Source organism: Candidatus Thiodiazotropha sp. LNASS1 (genome assembly GCF_964212655.1).
Lineage (GTDB): Bacteria > Pseudomonadota > Gammaproteobacteria > Chromatiales > Chromatiaceae > Thiodiazotropha.
Map to the genome: position 1 here is coordinate 4485625 of NZ_OZ156465.1, position 11522 is coordinate 4497146.

13 protein-coding genes and 1 other RNA gene are annotated in these 11522 nt (G+C 52.4%); 10 read left to right on the forward strand and 4 right to left on the reverse strand.

The features are described from left to right. Window positions 1-10: 10 nt before the first annotated feature. Window positions 11-331, reverse strand: a complete 321-nt coding sequence (locus AB8516_RS19990) for a hypothetical protein (RefSeq protein ID WP_369162925.1) — start codon at window positions 329-331, stop codon at window positions 11-13. 297 nt (window positions 332-628) lie between these two features. On the opposite strand from AB8516_RS19990, the gene AB8516_RS19995 reads away from it, so the two are divergent. Continuing rightward, complete coding sequence (locus tag AB8516_RS19995) at window positions 629-1099, forward strand: hypothetical protein (RefSeq protein ID WP_369162926.1); 471 nt, start codon at window positions 629-631, stop codon at window positions 1097-1099. A 222-nt stretch (window positions 1100-1321) separates the two neighbouring features. Here AB8516_RS19995 and AB8516_RS20000 read toward each other — a convergent pair whose 3' ends face one another. Both AB8516_RS20000 and AB8516_RS20005 read right to left on the reverse strand, forming a co-directional pair. Then, window positions 1322-3811 carry an ABC transporter permease gene (locus AB8516_RS20000; protein ID WP_369162927.1) on the reverse strand — a complete coding sequence of 830 codons (2490 nt, stop codon included), beginning with the start codon at window positions 3809-3811 and terminating at the stop codon, window positions 1322-1324. Then, window positions 3808-4500, reverse strand: coding sequence for an ABC transporter ATP-binding protein (locus AB8516_RS20005; protein WP_369162928.1), 693 nt, complete (start codon window positions 4498-4500; stop codon window positions 3808-3810). The genes AB8516_RS20000 and AB8516_RS20005 overlap by 4 nt, the downstream gene beginning before the upstream one ends. Between AB8516_RS20005 and AB8516_RS20010 the strand changes: the two genes are divergently transcribed. Both AB8516_RS20010 and ffs read left to right on the forward strand, forming a co-directional pair. Continuing rightward, complete coding sequence (locus AB8516_RS20010) at window positions 4499-5140, forward strand: arylesterase (RefSeq protein WP_369162929.1); 642 nt, start codon at window positions 4499-4501, stop codon at window positions 5138-5140. The two genes, AB8516_RS20005 and AB8516_RS20010, sit on opposite strands and share 2 nt — an antisense overlap. 69 nt (window positions 5141-5209) lie before the next feature. Beyond that, window positions 5210-5306, forward strand: an RNA gene (gene ffs / locus AB8516_RS20015) — signal recognition particle sRNA small type. A gap of 47 nt (window positions 5307-5353) precedes the next feature. Here ffs and AB8516_RS20020 read toward each other — a convergent pair. Further along, window positions 5354-6061, reverse strand: a complete 708-nt coding sequence (locus tag AB8516_RS20020) for a DUF3581 family protein (RefSeq protein ID WP_369162930.1) — start codon at window positions 6059-6061, stop codon at window positions 5354-5356. Window positions 6062-6263: 202 nt separating this feature from the next. Between AB8516_RS20020 and hspQ the strand changes: the two genes are divergently transcribed. The 7 genes from hspQ to AB8516_RS20055 all read left to right on the forward strand — a co-directional run bounded on the left by hspQ (window position 6264) and on the right by AB8516_RS20055 (window position 11510). Then, complete coding sequence (gene hspQ / locus AB8516_RS20025; protein WP_108293966.1) at window positions 6264-6593, forward strand: heat shock protein HspQ; 330 nt, start codon at window positions 6264-6266, stop codon at window positions 6591-6593. A gap of 26 nt (window positions 6594-6619) precedes the next feature. Continuing rightward, the gene (locus tag AB8516_RS20030) at window positions 6620-7063 is read left to right on the forward strand and encodes a DUF3465 domain-containing protein (RefSeq protein ID WP_369162932.1); all 444 of its coding nucleotides are present in this window, start codon (window positions 6620-6622) and stop codon (window positions 7061-7063) included. Window positions 7064-7149: 86 nt separating this feature from the next. After that, window positions 7150-7656, forward strand: a complete 507-nt coding sequence (locus AB8516_RS20035) for a paraquat-inducible protein A (protein WP_369162933.1) — start codon at window positions 7150-7152, stop codon at window positions 7654-7656. Further along, window positions 7653-8120: a Cys-tRNA(Pro) deacylase gene (gene ybaK / locus AB8516_RS20040; protein WP_108293968.1), complete on the forward strand. Its 468-nt coding sequence runs from the start codon at window positions 7653-7655 to the stop codon at window positions 8118-8120. Before AB8516_RS20035 ends, ybaK begins: the two co-directional genes overlap by 4 nt. A 184-nt stretch (window positions 8121-8304) precedes the next feature. After that, entirely contained in the window at window positions 8305-9378 is a 1074-nt protein-coding gene (locus tag AB8516_RS20045) for a 3-deoxy-7-phosphoheptulonate synthase (RefSeq protein ID WP_369162935.1), read from the forward strand. A gap of 142 nt (window positions 9379-9520) precedes the next feature. Next, complete coding sequence (locus tag AB8516_RS20050) at window positions 9521-10279, forward strand: hypothetical protein (RefSeq protein ID WP_369162936.1); 759 nt, start codon at window positions 9521-9523, stop codon at window positions 10277-10279. 340 nt (window positions 10280-10619) lie between these two features. Then, window positions 10620-11510 (forward strand): hypothetical protein, encoded by an 891-nt coding sequence (locus tag AB8516_RS20055; RefSeq protein WP_369162937.1) that lies wholly within the window; start codon window positions 10620-10622, stop codon window positions 11508-11510. The last annotated feature ends 12 nt before the right edge of the window (window positions 11511-11522 follow it).

Consider the following 11522-nt stretch of genomic DNA (forward strand, 5'->3'; position numbering starts at 1 on the left):
TCGTTGATGCTTAGCCGGCTTCCAAATGGGTATCGCTGACTGATTTGCTCTCCCTATCTATCTTTTGCTGCTCCTCTTGCTCCAGCAACCTCAAAAGTTGGCCGAAGTAGTGGCTGAGATAGGTGGATGCGTTCAATGTGAACCATATGAATGTAAAGATCGAGGCGTAGACCTTCACTTCGAACATGGCACCATCTCTATCCAGTTCCAAAAGCTTGGCGACATTTATCGGATCGATGAAGGTGAAAAAAATAATGGTGAGTAGACCTGCGATGATGGCGCTGGTCCAGAGATATCCTATCAGGCACTTACATTTCAACAAACTGAGCATTCATATTCCTCCAGTTGGTCTTTCTATCTTCCCGGTGTTGCCAGGCTTATCGTTATAGTGTCTGTGCAAAGGTTAACAGGCAGACAGAGTGATATCACCATTTCTTAATCCAGGGAATCGGTGCCAGGTCTTTTTTACAGCGCTTTAAGCATGCCTTAAGCATCATTCGCTAGTATTTTAACGATTATGCATGGTATGGGTGGAGGTCCACAGTTGATCACTCGCTTCAATCTGTTGATGTTGATGCAATGGAAGGTTTTTCCAGAATCATGCGATGACAAGGAGGATGTTATATAAATGTTTAATTTTTTTGAAAAAAATCTGGAGAAAAGACTCCTTTGCAACCATCTGCTTTCGGTCGGACTGGAGTTGGGTGAGATGCCGCCTGGACTTGTCAGGCAACTCCTGCAGATAGTGCATCAACAGGTGACTTCGGTATCGAGAAAATATAGACAGCCTGTCCATATCGTCTCCGAGAGCATTATCTGTTCCGCCGCCTGGGGTATTGCCTATTGTCTGTTGGGTCCAAGCAAACTGCTTGATGTCTATCCTGAATACAAGGACAGGACGGAAGAGACTGAGATGGAGTTGTTGCTGTTTCAGGGTGGCAACAGTTCAGAAAACAATATCTATCAACAGATATTTAGGCTTCTGCTTGATACACCGCACTGCCATCCTGAAGTGAAGACTCTGTGCGAACAGACACGCTTGGCAACAGTAAAGAGTATTCCAGGTGTGTTTGACAACGGCTTCTTGTCGTTGCATTGATAACTGAAACCAGTCAGCTATCAATGAGATTGTCTTGGCTGGATCGATCATCAGTTCAAGTATTTTGGTGCAGTGCTTCTCTTTCGATGGAGCGTATTGGTGACGGGATGACAATCGGAGAGGGCAGGGGTGCCGTCAGCATTGCCCAGGGGGCTACTCTGAGACCGCGCCCTTAAAGAGGGATGCCAAGCGTTCCCGGCGACTGTGTAAAAAGCCTCCAACTCATGCTTTTCTCATAGTCACCAAAGGCGGGGTATTGAGCAGCGACCGGCTGGCCAGGGTACCCGCAATACCGACACATACCGCACCTCCCAGCAGGGCGGTAATCCACATCGAAAAATTGAGTTCCCAGGGTAGATTGAATACCTCATTTGCCAGTGAATAACTGATCGCACTGGCCAATGCAGCTGATATCAGGCCTGCCAACCCACCGAGCAGAGCAAATTCCAGCAGGGTGGAGAGCAGCAGGATGCTCCGTTTGACACCAAGTGTGCGTAATACGGCGGTTTCCTGTACCTTCAGTTCATGGCTTGCCTGAATGCCTGTGTAGAGTACGATCAGTCCTGCGGCAAGGGTAAACAGGAAAACCGACTCTACCGCCAGGGCTCCGCGATCCATGATGGTACGCACCTGCCTCATCAGTGCAGTGACGTCCAGTGCCGTGATACTGGGGAAACGTTGGATCAGACTGTGCAGGACCTGCCTCTTTTCAGCAGGCAGATAGAAGCTGGTGATGTAGGTGGCCGGTTGTTGGACCAGTAATCCCGGTGTACCGATAACAAAGAAATTAACATTGAACGAGTCCCATTCCACCGAACGAAGGTTTTCTACGCGGCCCATAACGCGGCTGCCGGCAACCTCGAACTCCAGCTCCGCGCCGAGGGGTATCCCCAGGGTCTCCGCCAATCCCAGCTCCACCGAGAACCAAGATTCATTCTGCTGCGATTCCAACCACCAACGGCCAGAGACGATTTTATTGTCGCGCTGGGGCTGGGTTGCATGGCTTATGTTGAAATCCCTGGTTGCAAGCCGCTGAGCCCTGGGGTTGTCGTAATCGTCGCGACTGACCGGATCCCCATCAATACTGACCAGTCGGCCGCGGATCATGGGAAACAGTCCATTCGTCATGATGCCGCCCTGGGCCAGCAGATCACGCACGGCTTCGACCTCATCGGGCTGGATATTGATCAGAAACTGGTTGGGGCTGTCGTCGGGAAGCGCGCCCTGCCAACTGGATAACAGATCGACCCTGACAATCGCCAGCAGCAATAACACTGTGAAACCCAAACCGAAACCGGTCAGCTGCATGGTGGTTGTGGCTGGATTGCGTGACAGGCTGGCCAATCCATAGCGCCATGAACCGGCCGTAAGATGCCGTAACGGCGCCAGTACAAAGACCAGCAGGCGCGAAATCAAGAGCAGAATTGTCAGTCCGGCCAGGAGACCGGAAATCAGGCGCAAGGCCATCTCGTCATTGCCGATTTGCCATACCAGCAATATGCTCAATGAGAGCAGGGCAGCCATCAGAAAGAGCCTGTAGCTGATGGGTGGGGCGTCCAGGTGACGTCTGAACACGCGCAATGGAGGCACTTCACCGAGGCGAATGATGGAGGGTAGAGAGAAACCGATCAGCACCAGAATGCCGGTGATAAGGCCCGATACCAGGGGCCAGGCCGTTGGCGCCGGGATCTGGCTGGTGAACCAGTGACCGATCAGTCGAATAAGCAGGGTCTGCACGCCCAATCCGGTGAATACGCCGATGATGCTGGCGATCAGCCCGAGACTCAACAGTCGCAGAATGAATATCCGGGTGACTTGCCGGCGACTGGCGCCAAGGCATCTCAGCAGGGCACTGCTATCCGACTGCCGTTCCACAAAACGGCGGCTGGAGAGTGCTACGGCCACCATGCACAGCAGGATGGCGGTGGCGGCGGCAAGGCGCAGAAAGCGCCCCCCCTGGTCCAGAGCGCTACGCAGTTCCGGCCGGGCCGTGCGGATATCCTCAACCTGCAGACCACCGATATTCTGATCTTCCACCCAATACCGGTAGTCGCTCATCTCAGAAGGGGGCCCCGCTATCAGCAAGTAGTGCCTGACCCGGCTTGCGGGACCCAGCAAGCCGGTCTCCTCTATATCGTCGATGGGGATCAGCAACCGGGGCGCCAGTTGAAACAGATTGGCTGAACGGTCCGGTTCATAGACGATGATGCGACTGACCCTGAAGCTGCGTTTCCCCACTTTGATCTCATCACCGATAGCGACTCCCAGCAGAGGCAGCAGGCGTTCCTCCAGCCAGGCCTCGCCCGAAGCCGGTACGGTATCGGCAGCACGGTCCGTTCCAGACACGCTGTCACGCACCCGCATCTGTCCACGCAGTGGGTAGGTGTCGGAGACCCCTTTGACCTGGACCAGCTGGGTCGAGTCGCGATGCAGGATGACACTGGGGAAGCTGAGGGTCTTAGCATGGGCGAGCTGTCTTCGTTCAGCTTCCTGAAGAAGAAACCCGGGCAGTGGCTGGTTGCTCTCGACCCTCAGATCGGCCGCCAGCACCTCGCTCGCCTGGCGTGCCATGGCACGTTCAATGCGGTCGGTAAAAAAACCCACCGAAGTCACCGAGGCCACGGCGATCACCAGCGCAATGGCCAATAACCTTAGCTCCCCGGCACGCCAATCCCGGCGCAGCAATCTCAATGCAAAACGGAGTGAGTTCAAGCTTCGCTCTCCAACATGCCGTCGCGGAGATAGAGGCGACGATCGCAGCGACCGGCCAGCATCTCGTCGTGGGTGACCAGAATCAGTACGGTTTGGCTCTGCTCCTGCAGTTTGAACAGCAGATCGGCCACCCGTTCTCCGGTATGGGCATCCAGGTTGGCAGTCGGCTCGTCCGCAAACAGAATCCTGGGATCCGGGGCAAATGCGCGTGCCAACGCCACTCGCTGTTGTTCACCTCCCGAAAGTTGGGAAGGGTAGTGGTGCAGGCGCTGTGCCAGTCCGGCTTGTGACAGGGCGGCCTTGGCCGCCTGTTCGGGATCCCGATGCCCCGCCAGTTCGAGGGGTAACATGACATTCTCCAGGGCAGTCATGCCGGAGAGCAGTTGGAATGACTGGAAAACAAAGCCCACCTTGCCGGCACGCAGCGCGGCACGACCATCCTCATCCAATCCGCTCAAGGGAGTGTCGAACAGTCTGACCTCACCGGAGGAGGCCTGGTCCAAACCGGCCAGCAATCCCAGCAGCGTGGATTTACCCGAGCCCGAGGCGCCGAGGATCGCCACTGCCTCGCCGGGTGACACCTCCAGGTCGATCCGCTGCAGGATATCTATCCGGCCTTCAGCTGTCTCGACGAACTTCACCAGGCCACTTGCGGTCACAGGGTGTTGATTGGATGATGGTTGCAACATGAAAAAGATCCTACTGCTGTTATTAATTTTCTCTCTGACATGGCCAGTGGCGCTGAGTGCGGCGATGCCCAAAATATTGGTTGTCGGTGACAGCTTGAGTGCCGGGTATGGTGTCACCACCGAGCGGCGATGGGTGACACTCCTGACAATGCGTCTTGAGAAGCATTGTGACTCCTTCAGCGTAGTCAATGCCAGTATCAGCGGTGACACGAGCAAGGGTGGACTAAGCCGACTTCCGGCACTTCTGACCAATCACCGGCCCGATATCGTCGTTATCGAACTTGGCGGGAATGACGGTTTGCGTGGTATCGCCATCAAAACCATGCGGCACAATCTGCAACAGATGGTGCGTCTTGCCAAACAGACCAATGCTTCAGTGCTACTATTGGGTGTCCGCTTGCCGGCGAACTATGGCGAGGATTTCATCAATGCCTTCCACCAAGTCTATTATGATGTCGCCGAAGCGGAATCAGTTCCCCTGGTGCCCTTCTTTTTGCAGGATGTGGCCCTGGACAAGCAGCTCATGCAAGCCGATGGCGTTCATCCCAATGACCAGGCCCAGCCCGTTCTGTTGGACAATGTTTGGCCAGAGCTACGCTCGATAATTATCGATAGAGGCCTGGTGGTCGGTTGTAATTGACAAATAATGGGATTCAAGCTTTTATGGCCCGGAATTATGGGTATAATCCCCAGCTCTTATGGCGGTAGGTATCGGTCCCCCCGCAACGAGAAGCTGTGAACCCCGTCAGGCCCGGAAGGGAGCAGCGGCAGCAGTGGCATCGTGTGCCGGGGTGTGGCTGGTACTTCCCGCCACCATCAACAGGACCGATTAGAGAGTATCCCGCTTGAGCTTTCAATTTGCTGTGTAGGCCTGTTTGTAGTCGTTATACTCTGCAATCACATGTTGCATGACTTCATCCTGATAGGGCTGCAGTCCCCTTAAAGCCATATATTTAGCGCCCCGCCCAACCTGGATTCCCGCTTCCATAAACCGAAAGTCGAGGCGTACCGTACCCTTTTTTCCCTGTATATCCAAATATGAGCCGGTGGATTCCAGCTTGGGATCACTTAGGTCGAGGCGGTCAAGATAGATCTCCATGCTCTGGTACATAACCAGTGGCCGTGCTGGGTTTATCATGACCCCCTCTGCAGCCATCAGCGGCACGAGTATGTGGGGAAACGCCTTGCCCGAGAAAGCGACATAACGGCTGGAGAGGCATCCGATCAGTTGCGGATCATGAGTGGTATCCCCTTCACGCTCGATTGAGAGGTACTGCTTGCCTGTTTCATCCACTACATCAATCTGTGACAGATCGCCGTCGGGGAAGATCACCGCATTGTCTCTCACCATGCCGGAGAAGGTGAAATGCATATGCCGGCTCAATCCGAGATAGTCGAGGGCAACTGAAAAGAGCAGGTCGCCGGGCACACAAAACATCTTTGCATCAGGATTGTGTAACGGATTGAAATCGTTAGCAATATCTTTCGCAAATCGACTGGCTTGGTCGCGCGTGAACTTGACCTGGTTACCCTTGGCAGTGAAATAGTTGGCCAACACCATGACAGCAATCCCATTATTTCAGACGTGCGCGATCATATCAGGAGCTGCTTGATCAGCATAGATGGAATCCGGATAACAGTGTGACGTACACGGGTTTTTTTCAATCGATCGACCAAACCGGAGCCATTCAAACCATCTTCGATCGGGACGATGAATGGATATGATAAAGTAGCTCTGTCTATCCACCGTGGAGTTGCCCCTGATGACTTTGGATTTAGAGACGACTAAAGCCAAGTTCGGCGTCGGCGAACTTGTCTACCACCGTTTATTCGACTATCGCGGAGTCATAGTGGACGTGGACGCAAAGTTCATGCTGAGTGATGAGTGGTATGATCAGGTCGCCCGCACCCGGCCACCAAAGGATCAGCCCTGGTATCGGGTGCTGGTCCACAGCGCCAATAACGAAACCTATGTGGCAGAACGCAATCTGACAACTGATATGAGTAGAGAACCGGTCGATCATCCCTTGATAAAGGATTTTTTTGACGACTTCATTGACGGTAGATATGTCACCGGCAGGCGAGCCAACTGAAAACGGGTGGAGACATTTTGTCGCTGTTGAAAAAAATTGCCGCTGTTCTCGTTATCCTTCTTGCAGGCTATTTCGGACTGCTACAGCAAGCGGGAAACGCCCCGGTCGGACTTCCCGGTGGATCGGAGCATTCAGTAGGCGATGATCAGATTACACGCGCCTTTCGGCAGCGGGCAAAGGATCTACGGGTAAGGGGTGAAGGAGAGGTGATCAGACTGCTTGCGGATGATCTTGACGGCAGTAGACATCAACGGTTCATCATTCGCCTGGATTCCGGCCATACCGTATTGATTGCACACAATATCGATCTCGCACCGAGAGTGGATGCGCTCGATAAAGGCGACAGTATTGAGTTTTCCGGGATCTATGAGTGGAATGATAGGGGGGGTGTGGTGCACTGGACCCATCATGATCCTCAGGGCAGGCGGCAGGGAGGCTGGATTGAGCACCGGGGTAAGCGTTACCGGTGATCATCACGGCTATCCCCCTGTTTGTTGCCCATTGCCATGTTGCCAAATTGCTATTTGGTTTTCGATCTAGATGCGAGTCATGAATAATGCAGGAGCAGGATGAAACAATGCTTGCGGTGATTCCGCATCACTCGGCCAGATGGCTGCGCTGGTTACTGTTTCTTTCCACCTGTCTGCTGCTTGCGGGCCTCTATTTGCCCATGCTGACGTTGACCAAGTTTCTGTTTATCGCCAACTCATTTTCAGTCATATCGGGTATTCTCGAGTTGTTGCAGCGGGGGCACTGGTTTCTGTTTATTCTGGTGGGGGTGTTCAGCGTGGTACTGCCCATCTTGAAGATTCTGCTGTTATATCTGCTGCTGCAACTGCGTGAAGTCAACTCGGCCCGATATATCCGAATCCTGAGGATGATGCACGATTACGGACGTTGGGGAATGTTGGATGTCATGGTAGTTGCAGTTATGATCGTTACAGTAAAATTGGACGTAATTGCTGAGATTGAACTGCATGCCGGGCTCTATCTGTTTGCTGCAGCGGTTTTACTGATCATGTATGTCACACATCGGGTTGCCGGCTTTATACAATCAAAATGACACCGGCAGTCAACACCGCGAAAAAGGCAGGGATCAGGTTTCAGACCCATGCTTATGAACACGATTCGGCGCATCCATCCTATGGTATGGAAGCGGCTGAAAAGCTTGGTATTCCTCCTGAACGGGTATTCAAGACACTGGTGGTTAGGCTGGATGGCAGGGAATTGGCTGTGGCAGTAGTTCCAGTCTCGTCGCAGCTTGATCTGAAGGCGTTCGCAAAAACGGTGAATGTGAAGAAAGTTGCCATGGCCGATGCCAAGCAAGTGGAGCGAAGCACCGGCTATGTCTTGGGTGGTGTCAGTCCATTGGGCCAGAAAAAGCGCCTGTTAACCCTGATAGATCGTTCCGCTATCGATTTCCCCACGCTCTTCGTAAGCGCCGGACGACGCGGCCTGGAGATCGAATTGGCCGCTGATGATCTGTTGAAATTGTTGAATGCGCGCCTGGCGGAGATTGCCAAATGAAAGCCCAGGCCAAGACAACCCGCAGGCAATTCCTCCGCAAACATATCCGGGTTATAAATGCCCCCTTCCCGGATTGTATTTTCCTTATGCAATCAACTAACCTGTCAATGTAAGCCATTAATAATTGAAACTTGACGCAAGTCCATTGCTAGAGTTTTACAAGCAACGCCCAAAGGTATTTGTGATGACGGTTGAGCGGCCGATAATTGATAGCCGGGTATCCAATATTCGGGTATCCAGCACCCACAGATTGATTCGTCCTCTCGATCTGTTACAGGAGATGCCGATTGGTGACACCCTCTATGAGCATGTGCTCGAGGTGCGCAACACCATTCATAACATCATAGCCGGCGATGACCAACGCCCATTGGTTATCGTCGGGCCCTGTTCGATACATGATCCATCTGCGGCCATGGATTATGCCCAAAGACTCAAGCCATTGGCAGATGCGCTGAGTGACCGGTTGTATATTGTGATGCGAGTCTATTTTGAAAAGCCCCGCACGACAATCGGCTGGAAAGGCTTGATCAACGATCCCGAGATGAACGGATCATTCGATATGGGTAAGGGTTTACACCTGGCGAGGAAACTGCTGCTAGATATCAATGGTCTCGGATTGGCTACGGCCACCGAGATTCTCGAGCCGTTCACACCGCAATATATCGGTGATCTGCTCGGCTGGGTGGCGATTGGAGCACGCACCACAGAGAGCCAGACCCATCGCCAGATGGCATCCGGCCTGTCGGCGCCGGTGGGATTCAAAAATTCCACCGACGGTAACACCAAGGTTGCGGTTGATGCCATGTTGTCCGCCGCCAGCTCGCATACCTTTCTGGGCATCAACGAGCACGGTGAAACCTCAATCGTTGAAACCACGGGCAATAGTGATACCCACCTGATCCTGCGGGGTGGCAGTCAAGGCGCGAATTATGATCAACAAGATGTGTTCAAGGCTGCGGAAATGCTGCGATCAAAGGCGCTCAATCAGAGATTGATGGTCGACTGTTCGCATGCCAATAGCGGAAAAAACTACACACGTCAGGTTATGGTTTGGGACAATCTCATAGCGCAGATCTGCCGGGCAAGAAGTGATGGTGAACCGTCTTATATTCTTGGGGCGATGCTGGAGAGCCATATCAACGCCGGTCGACAGGATATCAAGGGTGATCTGGACTATGGTGTATCGGTCACGGATGCCTGTATCGACTGGAAAACCACGGAACAGTTATTGCGGCGCGGCTATCAGGAGTTGGGTTGAGTGGTGATTGGCCATGTGACTGATGAGAACGGGCACCGGATGAATATTGAAAATGAAAACAAGCGTGGGGCCCGGCAGTCGCTATAATGTTGCTCGTTTTTTTAATGGTTGTTATTCCAGTCATCAATAGGAGGCATCAATAGTGCCGCAGTCATTGGAGAAGGATTTGCAAACCCTGGCAGATGCAAGGGTTTTTTTTGGGCATCAATCCGTCGGCAAAAACATTATCGCCGGTATAGAGGAACTATCAGGGGATTATCAAGAGATCGATTTGAATATAACGGGGAATAGTACTGAGGTCGGTGGTACCTCCTGTTGTCTGCTGCATACCGCGGTGGGCAAGAATACCGATCCGCTTAGTAAATGTGTCGATTTTGGCAGGATCCTCGATCAGCAGCTGATCGGAAAGATCGATTACGCACTGTTGAAATTTTGCTATATCGATATCAACCGTGATTCTGATGTGACAAAGTTATTCGAAGACTTCAAACGAACCATGGATGATCTTATAGACAGGCATCCCGAGATTACTTTCATACATGCCACGGTGCCGCTCAGACACTCTCCCGGCGGACTGGGGGTCTGGATAAGAGAACTTCTTGGAAGGCCCAACAACAGTAAACTGGACAATATCAAGCGTAACCAATTCAATCACTTACTGCGCACCCACTACACTCAATCACCCATCGTGGATATTGCGGCAAGCGAATCCACCTATCCCGATGGTAAAAGGGAGACGTTCAAAATGGATGGCCAGACCTATTATTCACTGATCGGGGAGTACACCGATGACGGCGGACATTTGAATGAAAATGGGCGTCGCCGGGTAGCCTCTGCATTCGTCCGTGAGCTTGCGCAGATTATTCGCAACCATCCCAGGATAGATCCAGGCAGGGCCTAAAAACTTCCATCCCGGCGCAGTCAATCTTGGCAATAGACCGACTACATGCGATTGATGGCTTGCAGCGAAAATATTTCACACACCGCACGAGTTTCACGCTCTTGTTCAGTGTTTCCAGGGCTCAAGATTCTTATATTCGGAAAGGAGATTAATCTCTCTTCGGGCTTAGGAATCCAATCCCTGGACTGTTCAAGCAAGTCTGGCAGGTGCCGATATGTCTGAATGTGTGTGTCGATGGAGCGGAAGATCTTGATCGAGCAACGAGTGTCGGCACAATTGAGTAAGCATCTCCCGGGTGGAGAAGGATAGATTGAGTGGTTCCCCGAGGTAACAACAAATTATGATACCTGATCACGATACTGATGCCTTGCAGGCCGATATCTCCTCTCTGGAAAGCAAGCGGCAAATTCTCAAACAGATCGTCGATATCACCAAGGCGATCGAGAATATGCAGGATAGTCTCAATGCCGTGTTGGTGCTTGGTGTCGATTCCAAGGATATACCGGAGGATGCACTCAACCTTTACAGCTCACTGAGCGACAATCTGCGTAACCTGCCGGTCAGCAGGATTAAGGAGTATTTCAACAATCTTGAGTTGATTGTTAAGGGGCAGTTGGACAAGATTCTACGCTACTCCGGTCTCGATTTTTCCGATAATGAGGGTATCGAATTTATCTCACTTTCCAGTGACGAGAGCGAAATCAATCCCTTTGATCTGCTCGATGAATTCAAGCGCACGGCACAAACCGCGGTTTCTTTAAGGGTATTGCTGCGCAAGCGCGGGGCTGCCACACCCGGATCACCGGTTCCCGTCTCACCGGCAACCATAAAATCTCAACTTCGGCAGTTGGAAAATCAGGAGAACCGGCAACGCTCCAAGGCCAAGGAGAAGATTCTCGAGATGCAGGAAGATGTCAAGGGAATGCTTGAAAACCCCAACTACCCCGATGGTATGAAACAGATGTTAAGAGGCGTCGTTGCCAATCTGGATAGGGATGTCAAACTGCTGGAGAAGGGTGTATCCCTGAATAAACTGAGCTTTGTCCTGAAGTCGGAAGATGTCGTGAGTGTGGAGGAGCCGAATATAGAACTTGAAGAGATCGAAGTAATCGAGATTGGCGGTGTTGAAGAGGATGCGGCGGATATGAGCTTTTCCGCTGCAGCCAGCCGTTGGCTCAACAGCCCTTGGGATGTCACCTGGGGTGATGTCACCAATGACAAAAAGTCGTGATAGGTAATTATC